General features: G+C 67.7%; 24 protein-coding genes and 1 pseudogene. 7 read left to right on the top strand and 18 right to left on the bottom strand.

Annotated features, from left to right (window positions below; genetic code table 11):
• Positions 1-26: 26 nt before the first annotated feature.
• From ACQ86A_RS03665 to ACQ86A_RS03600, 14 genes and pseudogenes are all read right to left on the bottom strand, one after another.
• Entirely contained in the window at positions 27-881 is an 855-nt protein-coding gene (locus ACQ86A_RS03665; protein ID WP_431279269.1) for a MurR/RpiR family transcriptional regulator, read from the bottom strand.
• The gene (locus tag ACQ86A_RS03660) at positions 878-1732 is read right to left on the bottom strand and encodes a metallophosphoesterase (RefSeq protein ID WP_431279268.1); all 855 of its coding nucleotides are present in this window, start codon (positions 1730-1732) and stop codon (positions 878-880) included. The genes ACQ86A_RS03665 and ACQ86A_RS03660 overlap by 4 nt, the downstream gene beginning before the upstream one ends.
• Before the next feature lie 9 nt (positions 1733-1741).
• Positions 1742-2671, bottom strand: coding sequence for a phosphonate ABC transporter, permease protein PhnE (gene phnE, locus ACQ86A_RS03655; RefSeq protein WP_431279267.1), 930 nt, complete (start codon positions 2669-2671; stop codon positions 1742-1744).
• Positions 2668-3504 carry a phosphonate ABC transporter, permease protein PhnE gene (gene phnE, locus ACQ86A_RS03650; protein ID WP_431279266.1) on the bottom strand — a complete coding sequence of 279 codons (837 nt, stop codon included), beginning with the start codon at positions 3502-3504 and terminating at the stop codon, positions 2668-2670. The genes phnE (ACQ86A_RS03655) and phnE (ACQ86A_RS03650) overlap by 4 nt, the downstream gene beginning before the upstream one ends.
• On the bottom strand, positions 3501-4313 hold the full coding sequence (gene phnC / locus ACQ86A_RS03645) for a phosphonate ABC transporter ATP-binding protein (protein WP_431279265.1): 813 nt from the start codon (positions 4311-4313) through the stop codon (positions 3501-3503). Before phnC ends, phnE (ACQ86A_RS03650) begins: the two co-directional genes overlap by 4 nt.
• Positions 4314-4455: 142 nt before the next feature.
• On the bottom strand, positions 4456-5484 hold the full coding sequence (locus ACQ86A_RS03640) for a phosphate/phosphite/phosphonate ABC transporter substrate-binding protein (protein ID WP_431279264.1): 1029 nt from the start codon (positions 5482-5484) through the stop codon (positions 4456-4458).
• A gap of 68 nt (positions 5485-5552) precedes the next feature.
• Entirely contained in the window at positions 5553-6341 is a 789-nt protein-coding gene (locus ACQ86A_RS03635) for an HAD family hydrolase (protein WP_431279263.1), read from the bottom strand.
• Positions 6342-6656: 315 nt separating this feature from the next.
• Entirely contained in the window at positions 6657-6902 is a 246-nt protein-coding gene (locus ACQ86A_RS03630; RefSeq protein WP_431279262.1) for a hypothetical protein, read from the bottom strand.
• Between the two features lie 97 nt (positions 6903-6999).
• Positions 7000-7791: a hypothetical protein gene (locus ACQ86A_RS03625; protein ID WP_431279261.1), complete on the bottom strand. Its 792-nt coding sequence runs from the start codon at positions 7789-7791 to the stop codon at positions 7000-7002.
• A 31-nt stretch (positions 7792-7822) separates the two neighbouring features.
• Positions 7823-9001, bottom strand: coding sequence for a cation:proton antiporter (locus ACQ86A_RS03620; protein ID WP_431279260.1), 1179 nt, complete (start codon positions 8999-9001; stop codon positions 7823-7825).
• A gap of 12 nt (positions 9002-9013) precedes the next feature.
• On the bottom strand, positions 9014-9505 hold the full coding sequence (locus tag ACQ86A_RS03615; protein WP_431279259.1) for a cation:proton antiporter regulatory subunit: 492 nt from the start codon (positions 9503-9505) through the stop codon (positions 9014-9016).
• Between the two features lie 33 nt (positions 9506-9538).
• Positions 9539-10255 (bottom strand): hypothetical protein, encoded by a 717-nt coding sequence (locus tag ACQ86A_RS03610; protein WP_431279258.1) that lies wholly within the window; start codon positions 10253-10255, stop codon positions 9539-9541.
• Positions 10256-10312: 57 nt separating this feature from the next.
• On the bottom strand, positions 10313-11350 hold the full coding sequence (locus tag ACQ86A_RS03605) for an AI-2E family transporter (RefSeq protein WP_431279257.1): 1038 nt from the start codon (positions 11348-11350) through the stop codon (positions 10313-10315).
• A gap of 13 nt (positions 11351-11363) precedes the next feature.
• Positions 11364-12274 (bottom strand): annotated as a pseudogene (locus tag ACQ86A_RS03600) (5'-3' exonuclease).
• Between the two features lie 129 nt (positions 12275-12403).
• Here ACQ86A_RS03600 and ACQ86A_RS03595 point away from each other — a divergent pair.
• The 7 genes from ACQ86A_RS03595 (at position 12404) to msuE (ending at position 20182) form a co-directional block, all read left to right on the top strand.
• A complete protein-coding gene (locus tag ACQ86A_RS03595) occupies positions 12404-12733 on the top strand; it encodes a YciI family protein (RefSeq protein ID WP_431279256.1) in 330 nt (109 codons plus the stop codon).
• Positions 12734-12922: 189 nt separating this feature from the next.
• Positions 12923-14572 carry an ABC transporter substrate-binding protein gene (locus tag ACQ86A_RS03590; protein ID WP_431279255.1) on the top strand — a complete coding sequence of 550 codons (1650 nt, stop codon included), beginning with the start codon at positions 12923-12925 and terminating at the stop codon, positions 14570-14572.
• Positions 14550-15569: an ABC transporter permease gene (locus ACQ86A_RS03585; protein ID WP_431279254.1), complete on the top strand. Its 1020-nt coding sequence runs from the start codon at positions 14550-14552 to the stop codon at positions 15567-15569. The genes ACQ86A_RS03590 and ACQ86A_RS03585 overlap by 23 nt, the downstream gene beginning before the upstream one ends.
• Positions 15566-16435, top strand: coding sequence for an ABC transporter permease (locus tag ACQ86A_RS03580; RefSeq protein WP_431279253.1), 870 nt, complete (start codon positions 15566-15568; stop codon positions 16433-16435). The genes ACQ86A_RS03585 and ACQ86A_RS03580 overlap by 4 nt, the downstream gene beginning before the upstream one ends.
• Positions 16436-16491: 56 nt before the next feature.
• Positions 16492-18150, top strand: coding sequence for a dipeptide ABC transporter ATP-binding protein (locus ACQ86A_RS03575; protein WP_431279252.1), 1659 nt, complete (start codon positions 16492-16494; stop codon positions 18148-18150).
• Positions 18151-18158: 8 nt separating this feature from the next.
• Positions 18159-19583, top strand: a complete 1425-nt coding sequence (locus ACQ86A_RS03570) for an NtaA/DmoA family FMN-dependent monooxygenase (protein WP_431279251.1) — start codon at positions 18159-18161, stop codon at positions 19581-19583.
• Entirely contained in the window at positions 19583-20182 is a 600-nt protein-coding gene (gene msuE, locus ACQ86A_RS03565) for an FMN reductase (protein WP_431279250.1), read from the top strand. Before ACQ86A_RS03570 ends, msuE begins: the two co-directional genes overlap by 1 nt.
• Positions 20183-20363: 181 nt before the next feature.
• Here msuE and ACQ86A_RS03560 read toward each other — a convergent pair whose 3' ends face one another.
• The 4 genes from ACQ86A_RS03560 to ACQ86A_RS03545 all read right to left on the bottom strand — a co-directional run bounded on the left by ACQ86A_RS03560 (position 20364) and on the right by ACQ86A_RS03545 (position 24713).
• A complete protein-coding gene (locus tag ACQ86A_RS03560) occupies positions 20364-21293 on the bottom strand; it encodes a glycerophosphodiester phosphodiesterase (RefSeq protein ID WP_431279249.1) in 930 nt (309 codons plus the stop codon).
• A gap of 76 nt (positions 21294-21369) precedes the next feature.
• Complete coding sequence (locus ACQ86A_RS03555) at positions 21370-21819, bottom strand: MarR family winged helix-turn-helix transcriptional regulator (protein ID WP_431279248.1); 450 nt, start codon at positions 21817-21819, stop codon at positions 21370-21372.
• Between the two features lie 26 nt (positions 21820-21845).
• Positions 21846-23492, bottom strand: coding sequence for an MDR family MFS transporter (locus tag ACQ86A_RS03550; RefSeq protein ID WP_431280358.1), 1647 nt, complete (start codon positions 23490-23492; stop codon positions 21846-21848).
• A 204-nt stretch (positions 23493-23696) separates the two neighbouring features.
• A complete protein-coding gene (locus tag ACQ86A_RS03545; RefSeq protein ID WP_431279247.1) occupies positions 23697-24713 on the bottom strand; it encodes an SDR family NAD(P)-dependent oxidoreductase in 1017 nt (338 codons plus the stop codon).
• Positions 24714-24730: the final 17 nt, after the last annotated feature.

Genomic DNA, 24730 nt, shown 5'->3' with positions numbered 1-24730 from the left:
TCCACTCTCGACGGAAGGTGGGCGCGCTACTCGGCGAGGTTGTTGCTGATGGCGTCGAGGGCGAGGGTTTTCGCGCGGGTGGCGGCGTCGCCGAGGCGGTGGGTGACCGCAGCGACGAGTCCCTCGATGAGGATCGCCTGCGGGAGTCGCGATGCGAGGGTGATCTCGTCGCGGAAAGTCAGGTCGGGCATCGTTACCACGAGACTGATTCCGGCGGCCTGCGCGATCGGGCTCCGTGCGAAGGCGGTGACGGCGATGACCGTGGCGCCCGCGGCGGTCGCGGCGTCGACTGTGCGGAGGGTGGAGGCGTTCGAGCCGCTGCCGCTGATGACGAGCACCGCATCCTGAGGCGAAAGCAGACGCGCGGTGATCTGCTGGCCGATGACGTCGAGCGGGGCTTCGGATGCGCGGCCGACGCTGGTGAGACGGGCCGCGGCGTCGAGCGCGAGGGGTGCGGAGAGGCCGTTGCCGATCGCGACGACGCGGCGCGCGACCGCGAGGGCCTCGACCGCCCGGTCGACCGCGCCCGAGTCGAGCAGCGCGAGCATGTCGCCCGTCCTGTCGGCCAGCTGGGTGAAGGTCTGCGCGACGATGCCGGCCGCCCCGTCCGGAGCAGGCGCCTGCTCGGCGGGGCGGTACCCGGCATCGCGTGCCAGCAGCACCCGAAGCTGCTGGTATCCGGTGAAACCGAGGCTCTGGCACGTCCTGACGACGGTGGCGCGGGATGCGCCGGCCAGCTCGGCCACCTGCTGTGAGCTCAGCTCGACGATCTCGCTTGATCGTTCGAGGAGCACGGCGGCGACTGCCTGCTCCGTGGGGAGCAGGGAGGGAAGGAGGGAGCGGATGGTCGCGATGACCTCACCGGGACGCCGGTCGGTCATGCGCTCGGCCCGGCCGCTGCGGCGATTCGCTGCACCTCGGCGGCGTCGAGGTCGAAGATCTCCGTGCCGTCGTCGGAGCCGGGCGCGGAGATGAAAGCGACGCGCGGCTCGCCCTGCACCGGCAGGTCGATGACGGCGAAACCCGACCCGACGGTGGCGCGCTCGGTACCGGCCGGGGCGATCGCGTCTGCGGTGTTCGCCACTCCCGGAGCAACGACCACCGGGATCCCGTGCGCCTCGGCGACGAGCGCGTGATGGTAGTGACCGGCGAGCACGAGTCGCACGTCTCCGGATGCGCACACGTCGAGCAGTTCGTCGGGGTTCTGCAGTTCGAGCGCCGCCAGCAGAGCGCTGGACGCGGGGACCGGCGGGTGATGCAGCACGACGACAGAGCCGTGCGGTGCCGGTTCGTCGAGCACTCCGTGCACGGTGTCGAGCTGGCCGGCGTCGATGTTGCCGTATCCGGCTCCGGGCACAGAACTGTCGATCGCGAGGATGCGGAAGCCGTTCACCTCGGTGACGCCTTCGCGCGCGCCGAGCACCTGCTCGAATCCGTCGCGCAGGTCGTGGTTGCCCATGGCGTAGACGACCGTGGCTCCGTGCTCGTCGGCCCACGGTCCGATCCGGGCCGCGAGCAACCGGTATGACTCGGAACTGCCGTCGTCCGAGAGATCGCCTGAGGCGACAACGACATCCACGTGCCCGAGCTCGTTCGCACGCGTCAGCACCCGGTCGAGCGCGGCAAGCGTGTCGACCATCCCGTAGTGCAGCGTCCCGTCGCCGAAAAGGTGGGTGTCGGAGAGGTGCAGGATGCGCAGACCACGGTGGGTGGACGGCGTCGGGTCGGTCACTCGTTCAGCCTATTCGCTCGCCTTCAACTCGATGCTCTCGGCACGCGCGCGGCGAGCCGATCGCCGCCGCACGGCGGACACAATCGGAAGCTCCCACTGCCCGGAGATGATGCGGTGCCGCACCATGCCGGAGAGCTGATCGATGATCATCGTGACGACGACCACGACGATCATGAGCATCCCGACGACGTCCCAGATGCGGAACTGGATGTTGTCGATCAGCATCTTGCCGATGCCGCCGGCCCCGATCAGTCCGAGGATCGCGGATGCGCGCACGTTGATCTCGAACCGGTAGAGCCAGAAGGCGAGCACATCCGGTTTGGCGTTCGGCCACACTCCCCAGCGCATGATCTGCACCCGGGATGCGCCTGCCGCCGTCGTCGCTTCGATCGCACCCCGGTCGACCGATTCGAAACTCTCGTACCCCCACTTGCCGAGGGTTCCGATCGAGCCGATCGCGATGGCCAGCGCGCCGGTGTATGCCGCCAGTCCGGTGACGGAGAGCATCAGCACGGCGATCACAACCTCGGGCACTGCACGCAGCACGGCGAACACCGCTCGCAGCGGCCAGCGCACGATGCCGGGGGTGAGCCCGCGCGTCGCCAGCAGGCTCAGCGGGAAGGACACGATCACGCCGAGCACCGTGCCGAACCAGGCCATCGCGACGGACAGCATGGTGGCGGCGAGCGCATCCGGAAACTTCTCCCAGGCGGGCGGGAGGAACATCAGGCCGAGGTAGCGGGCGAGCTTCTGAGGCAGCTGCCAGAGCGCATCCCACGAGATGTCGACACCCCAGAACGCTGCGACCACGATCACGGTGACGACGACCCAGACGACGGCACGCACCACCCGAATCGGCTTGCGCGGGCGCTCCTGCGAGGGGATACGGTTGCCGACCCCCGTATCGGCGCGCGTCTCGCTGACGATCGTCGCGCTCATCGCAGCAACCTCCTCCGGGTGTACGAACTGAGCAGTTCGAGCAGCACGACGAGCACCAGGATCTCGAAGATGATCATGCTGAGGTAGTGGTACTGGTAGAAGGTGCGCACCTTGTCGATGAGCATCCCGAGACCGCCGGCGCCGACGAGACCGATGACCGTCGAGGCCCGGATGTTCAGCTCGAGCACATAGATCGTCTGCGACAGGTAGGTGGGCGCCACTTCGGGCACCATCGCCGACCGATTCGCTCGGAACCATGTCGCCCCGGCCGCGAGTGCCGCCTCTTGCCCGCCCCGGTCGAGCCCGTCGAGCGCCTCGGAGACCAGCTTCACCAGGATGCCGACATTGAAGAGCACGAGCGCCAGGATGCCCGACAGTGCGCCCGTGCCGACCACCGTCACGAAGATGGACGCGTAGAGCAGGTCGGGCACGCTGCGCACGATGTTCATCACGAACCGCACGCCGAGGAGCACGGGGTTGTTCGGGTTCGTCGCCCGTGACGCGAGGAACGAGATCGGCAGCGAGACGATCACGCTCACGGCGGTCGCGATGACCGCCATCTGGACGGTCTGCAGCAGCGCGGGGAGGGTCTGCGGGAAGAAGCTGTAGTCGGGCTGGAAGAGCTGGATCAGGGTGTTGGATGCGTTCTGCGCGTTCGCGAAGAGCGCCCCCACATCCACCTGCACGGCAATCGCTGACCAGACGGTGATGGCGATCACGACGGTCAGCACGACCGCGATCTTCCAGCCGTTGCGTGGTTTGACAGGCCGTACGCCGAGCGGCGGTGCGCCGAGCGACCGTGGGCCGGCGGATCCGGTGCTCAGGCTGCTCACGGCAGCACCGCCGGAGCATCGAGCACGTCTTCCGCGGTGAGGGAGCGGCCGTAGATCGACTCGAAGACTGCTTCGTCGGCATCCGCTCCGAGACCGTCGTAGACGACCTCGCCGTTGCGGAGCCCGATCAGCCGGGAGCCGTAGCGCCGAGCCAGGTCGAGGAAGTGCAGGTTGACGACGACGGTGATGCCGAGTTCGGTGTTGATGCGCTGCAGGTCGCGCATCACCACGTGCGACGTCGGCGGGTCGAGGGATGCGACGGGCTCGTCGGCGAGGATCACCTTCGGCTGCTGCGCGAGCGTGCGCGCGATGGCGACGCGCTGCTGCTGGCCGCCCGAGAGCTCGGATGCACTCGAGTACGCCTTCGACACGATTTCGACGCGCTCCAGCGCCTGCATCGCGAGTTCGACATCGTCTTTCGACCACGCCGACAACAGGGTTCGCCAGGCCGACGTGTGATGCAACCGGCCCATCAGCACGTTGTTGATGACCGTGGTGCGCTTGGCGAGGTTGAAGCTCTGGAACACCATCCCGACCTCGCTGCGCAGGGTGCGTAGTCGCCGCCCGCGGAGTCCCGAAAGCCCGTAATCGCCAACCGTGATCTCCCCCGAGGTGATCGGGACGAGACCGTTGATCGTGCGGATAAGCGTGGATTTGCCCGCGCCCGAGAGCCCGACGACCGCGACCATCTCGCCCGGCTCGATCGTGAGGCTTACGTTACGGAGGCCGGTGAAGCCGTTCGGGTAGGTCACGCTGACGTCGTCGAAGCGGATGCCCGCTCCCGCCCGCTGTATCGTCGTCTCGCTCATCGCATCCTCATTCCGTGTGTCTCTGTTCGTCCGCCGCACGCCCCCGCACACTGCCTGCTCTGTGGCATGCCGGCACAGGATGCCCGGAGGCGGTCCGCGACGAAAGCCGCGGACCGCCGGTGCCGTTCTGGCAGGACCGGGATCAACCCAGGCCGATGGAGGCTGCCGCCTCCTGGGTCTTCTTGAGGCTCGCGGGGTCGGCGTCGACCAGACCGGTGATCTGGTAGATCGCGGTGAGCGCCTTGACGCCCTCCGGGGTGCCTGCGTACTCCTTCATCGCGTCGGCGATCTTGGTCTGCCACTTCTTGCTGAGCTTGCTGCTGATCGAGGCGCCGTCGTTCGGGATCTCGTCGGTCAGCGCGAACACGACGACCTTCTGGCCCACGTCGGGGGTGTCTGCCTGCACGACGCTGCGTGCATCCCAGTAACTGGTGCCGACCTCGGCATCGCCGTTGTAGACGGCGAGCACGCTGGCGTCGTTGGCCGTGACCTGCACGGTCTTGATGTCGGTGTCTGCCGAGATTCCGGCCTTCTTCAGCGCTGCGACCGGGAAGATGTATCCGGCCGGGGATGCGGCCTGCAGCAGCGAGACCGTCGCGCCCTTGATCTTCTTGATGCTGTCGAGCCCGGCGGGGCCGGTGCCCTTCTCCGTGCCGTTGCAGTACAGCATGCCGTTGGCGCCCTTCACCGGGGTGTCGGCGCAGTACTTGTCAGGGTTGTTCGTGAAGAACTGCGCGGCGTACGAGTTCTTGCCCGCGCGCTGCGTCTGCAGAGCCGGAACGGCGCCGTACTTGTCGCAGGCCTGGCTCATCTGCAGGCTGGGCAGCATGCCGATCTGCGCCTGGTTGCTGCCGATGGCCTCGACGGCCGCCTGGTAGTCCTGCGTGATGACGCCCTTGACCGGGATGCCGAGGCTCTTTGTCAGCGCCTCTTCGAGGGGTTTGACCGTCTCGACCAGCTTGTTCGCGTCGCCCGACGGAACGAGCGCGAGCGTGAGCTGGGTCGGGTCTTTCGCCGAGTCGTCGGCGGTGCCCGTGCAGATATCGGACGAACCGGCAGAGTTGGTGGCGCCAGCGGCGGTCTGCTGCTGCACACCGCAACCGCTCAGCGCGAGCGCGGTGAGGAGCGCGAGGCCGGAAGCCCCCGCGACGGCGATCTTTCTGAGTTTCATGACATTCCCATTCTGTGCGGCGTTGGATTGCGTGCGAGGTGGTGGTGCGGTTCGGTGGATAAGTCGGGTCAGGTCGTGACGGGGGAGGAGGCGACGGCGCCGGAGATGGCGGCGTGGGCGACGACGACGCGAGAGCCCTCGGCGAAGGCCGCCGGTGACGCCGCCCAAGTGCGGATCCCGTCGTACAGTCCCGGGAACTCGGGAGCCGTCAGATGCGCCGGTCCCGCCCGATGCCCGAACCGGTCGATCAGCGCGACGACGCAGCCGGCCTCGAGGGGCCGCTCGAGATCGTTGCCCCAGATGTCCCCGACCGAGAGGAGCTCGGCCGGTTCGCGTCCGTCGAGCAACTCGGGGAGGAGAGCGGACCAGCCGGCGGGCTTGCCCGCATCCGTCACGATGCGGTCGACGACGCCGGCGAGGCCGATCGCCGACAGCGTCTCCCGCACCCCGTCGAGCGGCGCGTTGGTGACGAGCACGCGCTCGACCCGCTCCCCCAGCGAGCCGAGGAACTCGGCGAGCCCGTCCGGCGCCGAGACGGCGATGGTTCCCCCGGCGAGCTCCCGCCGACTGGTCTGATACGCACGCTGCAGAAGCTCCTCGCTGGCGTGCCCGGCGGCGAGCGCGGCGACCGCGGCGTACCCGTCGATGTACGAGGGCGACCACGGCTCCCCGTCGAGGAAGGCGCCCAGGCGTGCCCGCAGCTGCGCGTCGAGGTCGACGGATGCGCTGGAAGCGTCGTCGAGGATCCCCGCGATCACGGCCTCCGCGTACGCCCAGACGGGCGCATCCCCCACGCAGACGGTCCCGTCGAAATCGAGGACCAGGAGGGGCTTCTTCGGGGCACGTGCTTCGTTCACGAGTGCAGCTTATGCGGCTATGAACGTTCCGTTCATAGAAATCTTGATCGTGAAACGAGTGTTCACAAATCGTTAACCTGACCCCGGCCGCCCACGGCACCCCCGGCGAGTTGACGGTTCCCGTCGTTCTCAGCGCTTCAAAGCGACGTTCAATGTCAACTGAAGACGAGGCGGCACGAGGCATGCGCGATCAGGCACGCGCGAAGAGAGTGACGAGGCGCCGACGGGCGGTCACAACCCCCGTGGTGACAGCGAGCCTGTGCCGGCGCCTCGCGAGATGGATGCTAACACAACCGGACGTTCAGTATTTTTCATTCAGCGGACTCTCGGGAGATCGTCTCCGCGGTAGTGACGGATGCGCATCCAGTTGCGTCTGGCCAGTTGCGCGCACAACCAGACCGTCACGAGACCGCATCCGACGACGCCCCAGGCCCGCGGATTCTCGCCCTGCGTCGGAATCGCCACGGCGACCGCGACCGTCGCCACGAATGCGAACACAGCAAGCGTGACACCCCACCCGACGCCTCGTCGCGCCCGGGCAAAATCAGCACTGTCGCCCATGTCAGGACTGTACGCCTGATCAACTTCGGCGGCCAGAGGATCGTTAGTGCACGACAAAGAGGCGGTGACTGGCCCAACGGCGCACCGCGACCCTGCTTCAGCCCATCCGCAGCTCGAGCGGGAACCGCCAGCCGTGGAACCAGCCGAGCGTGCGCACCCAGGATGCGTCGATCCGGCGTGTGCTCGGCGCACCGTTCTGCGTCATCGAGTCGGTGAGCTCGCGGATGTCGCGCTGCAGCTCCGCGAGCGTGGTGCGGGTGAGCTCGACCCCCGCATCGCTCAGACTGCCCGCCGCGGCGAGGTGACTTCGGCACGGCAGGATGCCCTCGCGCGCGGGGATCCCGAGCTCGTCGCTGCACTCGGGGCAGACGCTCCCCTGCCATTCGAGCAGGGTCTCGTCCAGCCAGACACGGGTGTGGATCATCTCGTTCGCCTCCCCGACCAGCGGCGCGAGCGCGAAGCCGGCGTGCGTGCTGACGATGCCGCCGGGAGCCGGCGTACGCAGCTTGTCGCAGATGACGCAGCCGCCCCGAGGCAGCAGTGTGCGCGTGAAACGGCGACCCCGAACCCGGCCGAGCCCGTCGCGCATGGTCGCCAGCAGATCCTGGTACAGGATGCTGACGTCGAACGGCTGATGGCCGCCGCGTCGCCCGGCGCCCGCCTCCCAGAGCTCGATCTCGACGACGGCGTACGCCCAGGCGTGCCTGGTGCACATCCCCCAATGCTCGCGCAGCCGGTTGCGGGTGCGCACCTCCATGATGTCGCCGTGGATGAAGTTCCAGAGCGCTCGCACCTCGTCGGCGTTCAGGTTTCGCTCGGCGGTCGTGCCCAGCGGGCGATCGTAGCGCGGGTCCCCGGATCGACCGTCCTGGGGCGATACGTCGACCATCTTCGGCCTCCTCGTGTGCGTGTCAGTGTAGTCACGCAGCGGCCGGTTTGCGCCTCCTGGTCGCCGTCTTGAACCAGGCGGAGTCGGGGATGCGCGCCAGCAGCGGCCCGGCGACCACAGTGATGAGCACATAGGCCGTGGCGAGCGGCGCCAGCCGCGGCTCGATGCCCGCGGTCACCGCGAGCCCTGCGATCACGATGGAGAACTCGCCACGCGGAGTGAGCGCCAGACCGGCGCGCCAGCGACCCGGGATCCCGATGCCCGCATTGCGCGCCGCGAGGTATCCCGTGGCGACCTTTGTGCCGAGGGTCACGACCGCAAGCACGACGGCGGGGAGCAGCATGACCAGCAGCTCGCTCGCATCCGTCGCCAGCCCGAAGAACACGAAGAACACGGCGGCAAAGAGATCCCTCAGCGGCGTGAGCACTTGGCTGGCCTGCTGCGCGACCCGACCCGAGAGGGCGATGCCGACGAGGAAGGCGCCGACCGCCGACGACACGTTGACCTGCGCCGCGAGACCGGCGACGAGCATGGTCAGACCGAGAACGCCGAGGAGCAAAGGTTCAGGATGCTCGGGCGTGAAGATCCGCGAGACGAGCGCGCCGTAGCGCAGCGCCACGAAGAGGATGAGGGACACGACGCCGACCGCGATCGCCACCGTGACCGCCCCTTGCAGGAGACTCACCCCGACGACGAGCGCGGCGAGCACCGGCAGGTAGAAGGCCATCGCCAGATCCTCCATCACGAGGATGGCGAGCACGATCGGAGTCTCCCGGTTTCCGAGGCGGCCGAGATCCCGCAGCATCTTGGCGACCACACCGGACGACGACACCCAGGTGATACCAGCCAGCGCGACCGCTGCGATCGGGCCCCAGCCGAGGAGCAGGGCCAGGATGGCTCCGGGCAGGGCGTTGAGCAGCACATCCAGAAGCCCGGCGGTCGGCCGTTTGCGCAGGTTCTCGAGCAGCTCGCTCGCCGTGTACTCGAGGCCGAGCAGGGCGAGCAGCAGGATGACGCCGATCTGGGCGCCGAGCTCGAAGAAGCTCTGACTGGCGTCGAACGGCACGAGACCGCCCTCACCGAAGAAGAGGCCGACGACGAGGTAGAAGGGGATGGGCGAGATGCCGATCCTGATCGCCAGCCGACCCAGCAGGCTCATCCCGAGCAGCAGCGCGCCGACTTCGATCAAGATCAGCGTGGTCTCGGGCATGGCGCGCTACTCTCAGCCGGTGCCGGCGATGAGCCGTCCGAGCGTGTCGAGGCCTTCGCGGGTTCCGACGGCGATGAGCACATCGCCCGGGCGCATGACCTCGGCGGGCGTCGGGGAGGGGATCACGTCGTTGCCGCGGACGAGCGCCACGATCGAGACCCGGGTGCGGGTGCGCGCCTTGGTGTCGCCGAGGGGCCGGTTCAGGTACGGCGAGTCGACCGGCAACTGCAGCTGCTCGGTGAACAATCCGGCCGTGTCGTCGGTCAGGCTCGTGAGCCGGCTGAGGGTGACGGAACTTCCGAGCAGGTCTGCCAGCGCCGCGGCTTCGTCATCGTTCAGCGGGATGGACTCACTGCTCGCGTCGGGATCGTCGAGGCTGAAGAGCGCGAGGTCTCGGTCGCCGTTCCGGTGAGAGACGACGGACAGCCGGCGTCCCGCGTCGGTCAGCAGGTCATGGCGCACGCCGATCCCCGGAAGATCCACCTTTTCAATGCGTACGGCCACGCAAGAACGGTATCAGTCGGGCCGCTTGGGCGCTCAGCCGCCCCAGGCGGAGGCGGGCGCCTTGACGATCTTCACCGGAGCGGTGCTCCAGTGCGCGCCGTTCGCATAGTGGCTCGTCGCCCAGGGAGATGCCCAGATCGCGGCCGCGGTGACGTCGGCGGACGAGGAGGCCGCGAGGGCCGCAGAGATCCCCGGATAGCCGCGGTGCAGGTTCGCGGCGGCGTACTGGGCCGCATCCTGCAGATTGTCGTAACTGCCGAGGCCCGCGCCACCGCCCGAGCCGTAACCGTTGTTCAGGGGATTGTTGCGGTTCCACCAATCCGGGGGTCCGTTCTCCTGACGCATCCAGCGCAGGAGAACGGTGATGTTCTCGTCGGTGGTGGGCCATGCGCCGTCCATGAGCACCAAGCGTGCCCAGTCGGCGTTCGTCCCGTTGTTCGTGAGGGTCTGCACGCCGTCGCTGGCCGCCATGCCGTCGCGGACGATCGCCGGGGCGACCACGTCGGCGTCGACGACGTAGATCTGACCGGCCGGGCGCTGCTGCTGCTGTTGCGCAGTCGCGAGCACCTGTGCGGGGCTGGCTTGGGCCGGTCCGGCCGGCGAGATGGACAGCCCGGCCACGAGCGCCAAGGCCGTCACGCCCACTCCGACGCGGTCGATGATCGACCGTCGAACCACCAGAGGAGGTGCCGTCACCCGACGGCCCGCGGAGCGGCGGCCGTGTGTGGGGGTCGGGTACTGGGGCTGCATACCCGTTCGAGGGTAGCAAACGCCTCCGTCGGCCGCGAGCCCGGTGCCGCTACGAGGTCAGACCCGCTCTTTCGATGGCATGACGACCTCGGTGATGATCAGCATGATGCCCGCCGAGATCGGGATCGCCACGAGAGCGCCCGGCAGGCCGAAGAGGGTGCCACCGGCAAGTGCCGAGATCAGCACCACCGACCCGGGGATCTTCACGGCCTTGCTCATGACCCTCGGGGTCAGGATGTACGCCTCCACCTGCATGTAGATGAGCATGAAGATGAGCACGATCAAGCCGGACACCGGCGAGTGGATGAACGCAAGAACCGTCATCACGACAGTGGTCAAGATAGTGCCGATCAGCGGGATGAGCGTGATGAAGAACGCCAGAAGACCGATGAGGAAGGCCCCGGGAACGCCTGTCACGAGCAGCAGGATCGTGCTGTAGACGGAGTTGATGAACGCGAGGATCACCATCCCGCTCAGGTACTTGCCGACGTTTTGCAGGATGCGCTCGGCGTAGTTGATGAATGTCGCGCGGTGCGACGCCTTGACCAGTCGGTATGCGGCGGCCTTGGTGGCGTCGTAGGTTCCGACAAAATAGATCGTCAGCACCGCGATGAAGAATCCGGATGTGATGGCGTTCGCGACCGAGATGCCGAACCCGACCGCGCCACTGCCGATCGTGGCGATCACCTCGGGCTTCTTGATCTCCGTGGCGATCCAGTTGACCACTGTGCCAAGCACACCGTTGCTCGCCTCATTGCCGGCATCGAACCAGCCCTGCTCCCGCATGGTGGCCACCTCTTGCGGGATCGCCTGCACGAGCGTCGTGATCTGCGACACGATCAGCGGGACGACCACCCAGATGATCCCGACGAGCAGGGCGACGATCAGCAGGATGACCGTGACGATCGCCCAGGTGCGGCTCATCCCGTGCCGCTGGAACCAGCGAACGAGCGGGTCGAGCCCGACCGTGATGAAGGCGGCCAGGAAGATCGAGAACACGATGCTGCTGAGGTTGAAGATGGCGGCGCCGAGAGCGAGGGCACCCAGCGCGCCAAGCGTGACGAGGAACCCCCAGCGCAGCGGATGTTGGGTCATGGCCTGCTCCTACCTACTCGTTGCCGAGCGCGCGGAGCGCACGGTCGGCCGAACCGCCCAGCCCCCAGCGTTCGGCGAGGCTGTCGATCTCCGCTCGCTGTTCTGCTGTCAGGGGCGGATGCGCGCATCCACTTCGCCGAGGTCGAGATCCCGCACCACCTCGACCACTTTCGGCGCGACGAGGAGGTAGTCCGCGGCGGCGAGGATACGGTTGCGCACTGTGGGCGACAGCGGCTCCTCTTTGTCGGCGGCGACGGCGATGATCCGGTCGAGGTCGCCGTACTCGTTCAGCAGATTGGCCGCCGTCTTCTCGCCGATGCCGGCGACGCCGGGGAGCCCGTCGGACGAGTCTCCGCGCATCACAGCGAAGTCGGCGTATTGAGCGGGCACGATCCCGTACTTCGCGGTCAGGATGCGGTCGGTGACGATCTCGAGATTGCTCATCCCCCGTGCGGTATAGATCACCCGCACGTCGGATGCGTCGTCCGCCAGCTGGAACAGGTCGCGATCCCCCGTGACGACGTCGACCGGACCCTTCGCCTTCGTGGCCAGGGTGCCGATCACGTCGTCGGCCTCATGGTCGGGGGCGCCGACGATGGCGATCCCGAACGCATCGAGAACCTCCCGGATCACCGGGATCTGCACGACGAGGTTCTCCGGAACCTCCTCGACGTCCGTGCCTCCCGGAACCTCCCGCGCGACGCGGTGGGCCTTGTAGCTCGGGATGAGGTCCACCCGCCACTGCGGTCGCCACGCGTCGTCCCAGCACGCCACGATCGCCGTCGGCTCGAACTCGGAGACGAGGCGGGCGATGATGTCGAGCAGGCCGCGCACCGCGTTGACGGGGGTTCCGTCGGGGCTGCGCACAGTATCCGGAACGCCATAGAACGCGCGGAAGTACAACGAAGCCGTATCGAGGAGCATCAATCGCCCGGTCACACCCCCGATCATGGCATGCCACGGCCCTTCGAAGATTTTTTCCACAAGAATGTCGAAGACCGTCACGTTGCTTCGACGTCACAGTGAAGCGTTCAACGACCGAAAGGAAGAACGATGAAGTACATGATGTTCGTCGTCACCGATCTCGAGCCCGACACGACCCCCGACGACTCCGATGTCGAGCTCTGGGTTGACGAGCTCGACTCGTCCGGCAAGCGGCTCATCGGCGAGGTGCTCGAACCGCCCGCCAAGTCCACGGTGGTGCGCGTGCGCGACGGCAAGCTGCACGTCACCGATGGCCCGTTCGCGGAGACCAAGGAGTGGATCGCCGGGTTCGACATCCTCGAATGCGAGAACCTCGACGAGGCGATCGCCATCGCCTCGAAGCACCCCATGGCCCGCAACGGGCAGTTGGAGATCCGGCCCTTCATGGTCTGGGAGTGAGCCGCGGGCGGCGGTCCGGTGCCTCCGGCCGCCGCCTGCATTTCTTAACAGACGGAACGCACCGCGACAAGCACATGTCGCAAGGTGACGTTCCGTTTCTCTATCGGACACGCAGGTCTGGTCTCGCTTGCTGACTCCCCCGTACGGTTCTGGGCACTCACCAAAATCCCTGAATCCTGGAGTCACAGCATGCCTCTGCGCCCCCTTCGTACGGCCGCCGCCGCTACAGCGCTCGCCCTGACCGCCGCACTGGTTCTGACCTCGTGCGCGAGCGGTTCCGCCGATGCTGCCGGCTCGGGCTCCGGCGAGAAAGTCACCGGCGGCACGATCGTGTACGCCCATCAGCAGGAGCCCGCCTGCGTGTTCGGCGGCTGGATCGAGCAGGCTTACCTCTCGTACCAGGTGCTCGACAGCCTCGTGTCGCTGGATGAGAACCACAAGGTCGTCCCCTGGCTCGCGACCGCCTGGAAGCAGTCCGACGACGGCTTGACCTGGACCTTCACCCTCAAGAAGGGCGTGAAGTTCACCGACGGATCGCCCGTCGACGCAGCGGCCGTCGCGTACAACTTCGACTACTGGGTGAACGGCGGAAACAGCACGGCGAAGGTCTGGCTCGGCGGTTACTACAAGTCGGCCGAGGCCGTCGACGCGCAGACGCTGCAGGTGAACCTGTCGAAGCCGTACCCGCGGCTCGCCGACAACCTCACCCAGGGCTACTTCGGCATCCAGTCGCAGAAGGCGCTCGAGAACCGCACCAAAGAACAGAACTGCGAGGCTCCGATCGGCTCGGGCGCCTTCGTGGTCGACAAGTGGAACCGCGGCCAGGACATCATCCTGAAGCGGAACAAGAACTACACCTCGTGGCCCGCCAACGCGCTGCACACGGGCCCGGCGCTCGTCGACGAGGTGGATTGGAAGTTCGTCGCCGATCCCACGACGCGCGTGGCTGCCCTGCAGAGCGGACAGGTCAACGCGATCTATGACGTGCCTGCCGTGCAGTGGAACACGCTCAAGAGCGGCGGGTACACCCTCGACAAGTACGTGACGCCCGGGCGTCCGCAGCAGATCTCGTTCAACACGCAGGTCGGCCCGTTCACCGATGAGAAGGTACGGCAGGCGTTCGCGTACAGCCTGAACCGCAAGGAGATCGTCAACACCATCGGCCGCGGCGTCATCCCGGTCGAAGGGAACGGCGGGGTCAGCCAGGCGACGCCCGGGTACAGCAAGAAGGCTGCTTCCTGGTACAGCCTCGACACCTCGAAGGCTAACGAGCTGCTCGACTCGGCCGGATGGTCCGAGAAGAACGACAAGGGCATCCGCGAGAAGGATGGCAAGACACTGACCGTGACGCTGCCGTACGGCGCAGGCTCGATCATCAACGCCGACGGCGCCGCCATCCTGCAGGGCGTGAAGGAGCAAGCCTCCAAGGTCGGCTTCGATGTGAAGCTCGTCCCGGTTCCCCAGGCCGAGTTCTTCTCCGGCAAGTACTCGACCCCGCAGTCGTACGACCTGGCTGCCGGCTACTGGACAGCCGTGACCGCGGGCATCCTGTACATCAACTGGCGTCCCTCTACGCCCGACAACCCGAACTACTCCAACTCGGCCTTCTACAACGACCCGACGCTCGAGGGCTACATCCTCGAAGGAAACTCGGCGGCCGACCTGGATGCGCAGAACGCGGCATACCAGAAGGCCCAGGACTACATCGCCGAGCACGCCCTCTCGATCGGCGTCTACGACCGGCTGAGCACGCTGGCCGTGTCGCCGAAGCTCAAGGACGTCTGGCAGGAGCACGCACAGGGAGGACCGACGTTCTATGACGCGTACTTCGTCAAGTAGCGCGGCCGTCGCGGAGCGGGACACGGTTCCCGCTCCGCGGCGCCCCTCCGTCAGCAGGCGGGTTCTGCTGCAGATCGGCCGCAAGATCGTCGCCGCGGTCGTCGTGCTCTGGGGCGCGGCCACGGTCGCGTTCTTCGCGCAGACGGCGCTCCCGGGGGACCGCGCGACCGTCATCCTGAACATCCGCGCCGGTCAGGCCCAGGTGCGCACACCGGCGGAACTCGCGCAGATCAACGCGCAGTACGGGCTGCAGCGCCCGCTGATCGTGCAGTACTTCGACTACCTCGGCGGCCTCGTGCGCGGCGACTTCGGCACGTCGTACCAGCAGTTCCGCCCGGTCACCGCGATCATCGGCGAGCAGCTGGGCGCCACGGTCATCCTGTCGCTCACGGCGATCCTGTTCGCCTGGATCCTGATGGTGGTGTGGGTCACCCTCACCGCCGGGCGCGGGCCACGGATCGGCGGCGTGGGCTCGACGGTCGACGTGTTCGCCGCGGGGCTTCCCGCTTACTGGCTCGGGATCATCCTGCTGCTGGTGTTCGGGTTGGGCCTTCGCTGGTTTCCGGTGCTCAGCGGGAACGGCGTGAACGGGCTGATCCTTCCGGCGCTCACGCTGGCCATCCCGCTCGCGGGCTTCATGTCCCAGAGCACCCGAGCCGAATTCGAACGGGCGCTGGATCAACCGTTCGTGCTCTCGGCCCGGATGCGCGGCATGGGCGACTGGGGCATCCGCCTCCGCCATGTGCTTCGCCACGCGATCATTCCCGCGGTCACGCTGTCGGGCTGGGCCCTCGGCGCCACGCTTTCGGGTGCGGTCATCGTGGAGTCCATCTTCAATCGACCTGGAATCGGCTCGGTGCTGGTTGGCGCGGTGAACTCGCAGGATCTGCCGGTAGTGGTCGGCATCGTGACGCTCGTCGCGGTCGTCTACGTCGTCGCCAACCTGCTCGTCGACATCGTCTACACCATCGTCGATCCCCGGATGGAGGTCTCATGACCGCGCTCACCGCACCACCGCGCTCACAAGGCGTCGGCGCATCCCTCGGCCGACGCCCGTGGGGTCTGTACGCGGCGATCGCCTTCGCCGTGCTACTCGCGGTCGCCGCGATCGCCCCGCAGGTGCTCACCGTTCACGCGCCGACGGACATCGACTACGGCGCCGCGCTGCAGCCTCCGTCGACCGCGCACTGGTTCGGCACCGACGAGTCGGGCAGGGATCTCTACACCCGCGTCGTCTGGGGCGCACGCGAATCCCTGATGATCGGGCTCGGCGCTGCAGCGGTCGGCGTCATCGCCGCCCTCATCCTGGGCTCGATCGCAGCACTCGCGGTCAAGCCCGCTGCGGTGATCGTCGACCGGTTCGTCGAGGTCATGTTCGCTTTTCCTGCACTGCTGCTCGCGCTGCTCCTGATCGCGATCGCGGGGCCGTCGGCCACGACCGAGATCTTCGCGGTCGGGCTGGGAACGGCTCCGGGATACGCGCGAATGGTCCGCGGCCAGATCCTCGGTGCGAAGAACTCCGGCTACGTGGAGGCGGCGACCGCCCTCGGACATTCGCGGTGGCGGATCGTGCGCGCGCACATCCTGCCCAATGCACTGCGCCCGCTCGTGGCCGTCTTCGCCCTCTCGATCGGCCAGTCGATCGTCTGGGCGTCGAGCCTGTCGTTCCTCGGTCTCGGCGTCGCTCCGCCCTCATCCGAGTGGGGCGCCCTGCTCGACGCGGGACGCGCATACATCACGCAGGCCTGGTGGCTCGTCGTGATCCCCGGACTCGTGATCGTGGCCGTGGCCCTGGCCGCGACGACCATCGGCCGCCACCTGCAGACCTCACTGGAGAAGGGTGAGCGCTCACGAGCGTCGTAGAAGGAACCACGGAGAAACTGGTCGACGAACTCGACTGGCCGGCCACGCGTCTGCGGGTGGAGAACCTGCGCACCGGCTTCCTGATCGACGGGCGTCCGCGCGAGGTCGTCTCCGGTGTCTCGTTCGACCTTCTTCCGGGCGAGTGCGTCGCCATCGTCGGCGAATCGGGCTCGGGCAAGAGCGTCACCGCCCGGTCGCTCGTCGGTCTCGCAGGCGCGAACGCGATCGTGCAAGCGGACGCACTCGAGATCCACCACGAGGACGTGCGCTCGTTCACCCCGCGGCAGTGGCGGCGCATCCGGGGCCGCGACATCGGCTTCGTGCTTCAGGATGCGCTGGTCTCGCTCGACCCACTGCGTCCGGTGGGCGCCGAGATCGCGGAGGCCCTGCGCCTGCACAAGTGGGGAGACCGTGCCGCACGCAAGCAGCGCGTGTTCGACCTCCTGACCCGGGTCGGCGTGCCCCTGCCGCAACTGCGCGCACGGCAGCGGCCCGATCAGCTCTCGGGCGGCCTGCGGCAACGTGCCCTGATCGCCTCCGCGATCGCGCTCGACCCCGACATCGTGATCGCGGACGAGCCGACGACCGCCCTGGATGTGACGGTGCAGGCGCAGGTTCTCGCGCAGCTGGAGGAGATGAAGAAGCGCGGGGCGTCGATCATCCTGATCAGCCACGACCTCTCGGTGGTCGCACAACTCGCCGATCAGATCCTGGTGATGCAGGGCGGCGCGGTGCTGGAACAGGGATCTGCCGCGCAGGTGCTCGGGTCGCCGACGCACGAGTACACGAAGGCGCTGATCGCTGCGGTACCGAGCGAGGCCACCCGCGGCAAAGCGCTGAGCCCGGCGACGGGCGAGGGTGTTGAAGCGACTCCTGCCGTTCCGGATGCGCCCCGCGCGGCTGACCCGACCGGCCCGGTTCTCGAGGCGACCGGCCTCGTCAAGCGCTTCCACACGCGCGACGGCTCGATCACCCGCGCGGTCGACGGAGTCTCGTTCACCCTCGCGGCCGGTGAGACGCTCGGCATCGTCGGCGAATCGGGCTCGGGCAAGAGCACGACCGCCCGGCTCGCACTCGGACTGGAATCGCTCGACGGCGGCGAGGTGCGGCTGCTCGGCCGAGCGTGGTCTGTTCTGCCCGAACGGAAGCGCCGCTCTTTGCGTCCCCGCATCTCGGTCGTCTACCAGGACCCGCTCAGCTCGTTCGATCCGCGCTGGAATGTGGAGCGCATCCTGAACGACGCCCTGCGCGGGGAGCACTTCAAGTCGGCGGCTGCCCGCAAGGAGCGAGTGCTCGAGCTCCTCGACCTCGTCGGGCTGCCCGCAGAGGTCCTGAACCGTTTTCCGCTGCGGCTCTCGGGCGGCCAGCGCCAGCGCGTCGCCATCGCGCGCGCACTCGCGCCCCGCCCGTCGGTGATCGTGCTCGATGAGGCCGTCTCGGCACTGGATGTGACCATCCAGGCGCAGATCCTCGACCTGCTCGTCGACCTGCAGCGGGAGACAGGTGTGAGCTACCTCTTCATCTCGCACGATCTCGGTGTCATCAGTCACCTCAGCGATCGCGTACTCGTCATGAAAGACGGTGTCGTGGTCGAGGAGGGCCGGCCCGACGACATCTTCCGTCACCCGACGCATCCATACACCCGCAGCTTGATAGCGTCGATTCCGGAGTTCGACCCGGCCTCGTTCGCCGACACCCCCATCGACAAGGACTGACCCGCACCATGGCAGAACGCAAGCAACTCTTCCTCAACCTCTTCGAGATGGCCACGGCAAGCCACATCACCCACGGTCTCTGGCCGCTGCCGGGCAACAATCGCGAGCGCTTCGCCGACATCGACTACTGGACCGAGCTGGCCCAGATCCTCGAACACGGCGGATTCGACGGCATCTTCCTCGCCGACGTGATCGGTGCGTACGACGTCTTCCGCGGAGGGCCCGAGACGGCCCTGCGCGAAGGTCTCCAGAGCCCGAACATCGACCCGCTCCTCGTCATCCCGGCCATGGCCGCCGTGACCGAGCGCCTCGGCTTCGGGGTCACCTTCTCGACCACGTATGAGCCACCCTTCGCGTTCGCGCGACGGATGTCGACACTCGACCACCTGACCAAGGGTCGCGTCGGCTGGAACGTCGTCACCTCGTACCTCCCCAATGCGGCCCACAACTTCGGCCTCGACGGCGAAGTACCGCACGACCTGCGCTACCAGTACGCCGACGAGTACCTCGACGTGCTCTACAAGCTGTGGGAGGGCTCGTGGGACGATGACGCGGTCGTCGCCGATCGCGCGAACAAGATCTTCACCGACCCGTCCAAGGTGCGGTACATCAACCACGTCGGCGAGCGCCACCGCGTCTCGGGGCCGCACATCGTGCATCCGTCGCGCCAGCGCACACCTGTCCTCTTCCAGGCGACAGGATCGCCAGCGGGCATCGAGTTCGCCGGCCGTCACGCCGAGGTGGTCTTCACGGGCGGCCGCACGACCGAGGAGTTCCGACGCAACGCCGACGGGATGCGCGACGCTGCTGTGCGGCACGGTCGCGAGCGCGAGGACGTCAAGTTCATCGCGATGGCCGGGATCATCGTCGGCCGCACGGAGGAGGAAGCGGCAGACAAGTGGAAGCTGTACCGAGAGAACTCGAGTCTCGACGGCATCCTGGCCCACAGCAGCCTGCCCGTGGATCTGACCGCGTTCCCGCGCGACATCACCGTCGCCGAGGCCCTGCGCCGTGCGGATGTGTCTCCCTCGAAGGTGCCGTTCCTGCCGCTGGAGCGCACGGTCGGCCAGGCGCTCGACTTCGTCGGCGGCTCCCGCGACGACCGCTTCCTCGTGGTCGGCACCGCGAAGACGGTCGCTGACGAGATCGAGAAGTGGCTCGACGAAGACGGCCTCGACGGCATCAACCTGCGTCAGTACCACTCGTTCGACACGGCGCGCGATTTCGCCGAGCTCGTCGTGCCGGAGCTGCGCAAGCGCGGCCGCCTGCCCGACGAGAGCGAGCGGTCGGACACCCTGCGCGAGCGGCTGTTCGGCGCGGGCAACAGCCGGCTCCCCGACCGCCACATCGGCGCGCGCTACCGCGGCGGCGCGAACCTCGACAACCCCGTCGAGCCGCTCCGGTTCGATACGGCGAACGCAGCCTCGTTCTGATGACCGACCAGAAGACCATCTCGGTCGTCGGGGTCAGCGGCAGCCCGACGCATCCGTCGCGGACCACCGCGCTGGTGGCAGAGGTGACATCGGCGTTCGCTACCGAGCTCGGCGGCACGGCCACGGTGGTCGAACTCGCGCCGCTGCTGGGGGAACTCGGCGCGGGGCCGTTCCGCGGCCAGCTCGGGCCGAACGCGGTCGAGGCCCTCGAGAAGGTTGAGGCGGCGGATGTGGTCGTCGTCGGATCGCCCGCGTACCGCGCCACATACACCGGGCTCTTCAAGCTGTTCTTCGACCACATCGGCCAGTACGCGCTGGTGGGCAAGCCGATCGTGCTGACCGCGACCGGCGGCAGCGACCGGCACGCGCTGCTGGTGGAACACCAGATGCGGCCGCTGTTCGGCTTCTTCCAGTCGCTGACGCTCCCGCTCGGCATCTTCGCGGGCGAACGCGACTTCGAGGACTACCGCATCGTGTCGGATGACCTGGAGGGGCGCATCCAGTCGTCGCTGAAGCGCTCGCTTCCGCTCATCCGCTCGCACCTGGACCCCGACGAGGTCACGATCGACGCCGGCTTCGCCCGCCCCCACGACTTCTAACCCGCCCCTGCCCTCTTCTCCCTCCCTCCTCCCCTCCTCCCCTCCCCTCCTCTTTCCTGGCGTCGAGTGTGGAGTATTTACCGTTTGAAGCGTTTCAGAACGGTAAATACTCCACTTTCGAGCGACGGGATGGGGTGGGGGTGGGAGTGGGGAGGGGTGGGGATGGGGGATGGGGGCGGGGTTAGCCGAGGACTTCGGTGATGCCTGAGATGACGAGGCCGGCGGCGCCGTGGGAGCGGGCGATGTCGGCGGCGGCGCGAGTCGGGATGATGTGGCCGACCACAGGCTTGCCCGGCGACCGGATACTCGCCCACGCCGCATCCGACGCCTCGTAGTCGATCCCGAGCAGGTTCCAGTATCCCTGCGTCGAGGAGAGCAGTGTCGGCGACGCATCCAGCTCCGAGCCGTAGTAGTAGCCCCAGGATTTCAGGCCGTTGTCGCGCGCGAACTGTGCCCAGGTCCTGCTCGTGCAGTATCCCTTCGCGATGAAGGTCTGGCCGGGATTCTTCATCCGGTCCATCAGTCGGAGCAGCTCGGGAAAATACGTGGCCGGAACGACCTTCGGGTCGACGAAGATCGCGTGCGTCGAACCGAACTCGGCGACGAGGGTCTCGAACCGCAGGTACGGCCGGGACGGCTGCTTCGGGTCGGTGGTCTCTGCCGCCGTGATCCGGTGCTCCGAGACTTCGGCCCAGGTGTGATCGGCCACGACGAAGCCCTGGGTTCCGGATGTGCGGTCGAGCGTGGCATCGTGCAGCCCGAACCACACACCGTCGCTCGTGCGCGCCAGTGAGATCTCCAGGGCGTCTACGCCGCGGTCGACGGAGTTGCGGTACGCGAACAGGGACATCTCGGGCCAGTCCTTGGAGCCGCCGCGATGCGCCACCGTGAACAGTTCCGACTCGAGCAGCGGCTTGACGAGTTTGCCGTGCGACTTGGTGAGCTGGGTGACGACGAACGGGGTCGCGATACCGGCAGCGGCGATGACGAGCACCCCGGCCGCGCCTCCGATGAGGGCACGCCGGGAGAGCACGCGCCGCGACTCACCGTGGCGGGGAGCCTCCCCCGCCCCGTGTTCGCCCGCGCCGTGTTCGCCCGCCTCGTCCGTCACGCAGCGACCCTAACCCGCGATGCTCCGAAACACACGGACCGCGCCCGCGGACCGCGCCCGCGGACCGGGCTCGACCTCAGCGCTCCTTGGCCGGCCCGGCGAACTTGTCCAGCAGCGTGGCGAAGGTGATGACCTCATCCTCGTCCCACCCGGTGAAGACTTCGCCGAAGCGCACGCGGTTGGCGGCGCGGATGGCCTCGAACCGCGCGCCTGCCTCGGGCGTCGGCGAGTAGAGGTCGGCCCGCCGGTCTTCCGAATCCGGCTCCGACGTGACGTAGCCGGAGTCCTTCAGGATGCGCAGCTGGCGGCTGACCGAGCTCTTGTCCATCCCGGTCACCGCGATGATGACCGCCGGAGCGACTGGATGCTTCACCGCCACGACGTTCATGACGGCGTACGCCGATGGCTGCAGGTCGGGCGCGAACGCCGCAGCGCTCTCGTGCAGGTTCGTGCGGATCGTCTTGATGAACCGCCCGATGGCCTGCTCGATCGTTTCGACAGCCTCACGACGCGCATCCGGATCCACGGAGACCAGCGTAAGCCCGCCCATCGTCAGCCGCGCTGAGGACTGTCCACCGGGTCGCCGTGCCCGCTACCACCCGGACCACGGTCGCCTCCAGAACCCTCACGCGCGAGCCGGGCCTCGTCATCGACGCGACCCTCCTCCTCCAGGAGCGCCTCGCCCGCCGGGTCGCCGGCGATCTCTGCGGCGCTGGCGGAGACGAGCGTTCCGGCGGCCGACTCCTCGGCGATCTGCTCGACCGAGGTCTTCGTTCCGAGCTTGAGGTTCGGGAGGAAGGAGATCGCGATGATCGAGATGATCGCGAGCGGCACCGCCAGCAGGAAGACGTCGGCGACGGCCTCACCATATGCCGACTCGATGACGGTCCGGATGGGGAGCGGCAGCTTGCTGAGGTCGGGGATCGATCCGCTGCCGCCGGTGGCCGAGGGATCGATGCCGAGCTTGGTCAGCCCATCCGTCACCAGAGTCGTGATACGTGAGCCGAGAACGGCACCCATGACCGAGACGCCGATCGTGCCGCCGAGGCTGCGGAAGAAGGCGACCGAGGCGCTGGCAGTTCCGATCTGTCGCGGGTTCACCGCGTTCTGCACGATGAGCACGAGGTTCTGCATCACCATGCCGACCCCGGATCCCATGATGAACATGTAGAGGAAGACCAGCCAGAAGCTCGTGTCGTAGCGGATCGTGCCCATGAGCGCGAGGCCGATGGTCAGCAGCACAGAGCCGATGACCATGTACCGCTTCCACTTGCCGGTGCGGCTGATCACCTGGCCGATGACGACCGACGAGACGAGCACGCCGGCGATCATCGGGATCGTGAGCAGTCCCGACTCCGTCGGCGTCTTGCCGCGGGCGAGCTGCATGTACTGGCTGAGGAAGACCGACGTTCCGAACATCGCGACGCCCACCGAGATGCTGGCGATGATCGCGAGCCAGAAGGTGCGGTTCTTGAAGAGCGTCATCGGGATGATCGGCTCTTTCGCCTTGAACTCGACGAACACCGCGGCGGCGAGCAGCAGAACCGCTCCGACGACCATCAGGATGCTTTGCACGGAGCCCCAGTCGAAGCTGTTACCCGCGAGCGACACCCAGACGAGCAGAAGGGAGACCCCTGCGGCGATCAGCACAGCGCCGAGGTAGTCGATGGTCACCTTGCGCTTGTGCGTCGGGATGTGGAGCGTCTTCTGCAGCACGATGATCGCCGCAACCGCGAACGGAACCGCGATGTAGAAGTTCCAGCGCCAGCCGGCCGAGTCCGTGATGACGCCACCGAGCAGCGGGCCGCCCACGGTCGCGACCGCCATGATCGCGCCGAGCAGGCCCATGTAGCGCCCGCGTTCGCGCGGCGGGATGATGTCGGCCATGACGACCTGAACGAGGGCCGTCAGACCACCGGCGCCGAGGCCCTGCAGCACGCGGAAGAAGATGAGCATCTCGGTGCTCTGCGAGAGTCCGGCGAGTCCGGAGCCGACCACGAAGATGATGAGCGAGAGCTGGATGAGCAGCTTGCGGTTCGTGAGGTCGGCCAGCTTGCCCCAGATGGGCGTGCTGACCGTGGTGGCCAGAAGTGTTGCGGTGACGACCCAGGTGTAGCCGGACTGGCTGCCGCCGAGGTCGGCGATGATCTTCGGCAGCGAGCTCGACACGACCGTGCTCGCGAGGAGGGCGACGAACATCCCGAGCAGGAGTCCGGAGAGCGGCACCAGCACCTGGCGCTTGCTCGTGGTGGCTGCGCCGGCCTGTTGCGGCGCGCTGATCTCTGTAGTCACGGGTCTCCCGAATAGTTGATGACGGTCAACTATATACAATTAGTTGACCGACGTCAACAACATCGGGAGACCCGGCGCGGGAATGCCGCTACAGCGGCGCCGCAGAACGTCCTACTGGACGGACCAGCCCCCATCCGACGGCAGGATGGCGCCGTTGATGTTGACCCCGTCGTCGCTCAACAAGAACGTGATCGACGCGGCGAGCTGCTCGGCCGTGGCGAGTGTCGGGATCGCGGCCTGGAACGGGCCGAGGCGGGCGCTGCCGGTCTCCGACACGTGCGCGGGCATAGGGATGCCCGTCGCGACGCCGCCGGGAGCGACCGCGTTGACGCGTACGCCCTGCGGTCCGTACATGAACGCGGCGCTGCGGGTCAGACCGATGACGCCGTGCTTGGAGACCGTGTACGCGTTGCCCGAGGCGTCGCCGCGGAGCCCCGCCTCCGAGGCGATGTTCACGATCGAGCCGTTGCCGGCTGCGAGCATCGCAGGGAGCACCGCACGGCTGAGCTTGAACCCGCCGGTGAGGTTGATCGCGATCACGCGGTCCCAGACCGCATCCGTCGTCTCATGGGCGGGCGAGAAGTCGTCGTTGACGCCGGCGACGTTCGCGAGTCCGTGGATGCTGTCTCCCGCCTCGGCGACGATCCGGTCGATGTCCTCCTGCTTGGTGATGTCGCCGACGACGGGCACGACGGTGCCACCGGCGACGGAAGCCGCGAGGTCGTTGAGCTTGTCGCCCGAGATGTCGACGGCGATCACGCGGCCGCCCTCGCGAGCGATTCGCGATGCGGTAGCGCGACCGATTCCGGATGCGGCGCCGGTGACGATCACCGTGCGTCCCTCGAACCGGCCCGGCGTGATCCGCTCCCGCCAGCCGGTCGGCTCGGAGTCCTCGGCCGGCGCGACGCCGCCGTTGACCCGCAGCACCAGGTCATCGACGACGGACTGGGGCATCGCGCCCTGGCTCATCGCGACGAGCTGCTGGAGCGGCAGTCCGAGCACGGGTGCGAGCACCGACTCGTCCATGCCCGACCCGCCGAGCAGTTGCCGGATCATCGGGCCGCCCTCCGGGTGCTGCAGCCAGGTGGCGATCGTGCTGTTGGCGGCCAGGGGCTTCGGGTCTGTCATTGCATGTTCCTTTCACT

The sequence above is a fragment of the Leifsonia poae genome, assembly GCF_050632195.1.
Lineage (GTDB): Bacteria > Actinomycetota > Actinomycetes > Actinomycetales > Microbacteriaceae > Leifsonia > Leifsonia poae_C.
Note: the sequence above shows the minus strand (reverse complement) of the source record. Positions and strands in the feature narration are given on the sequence as shown.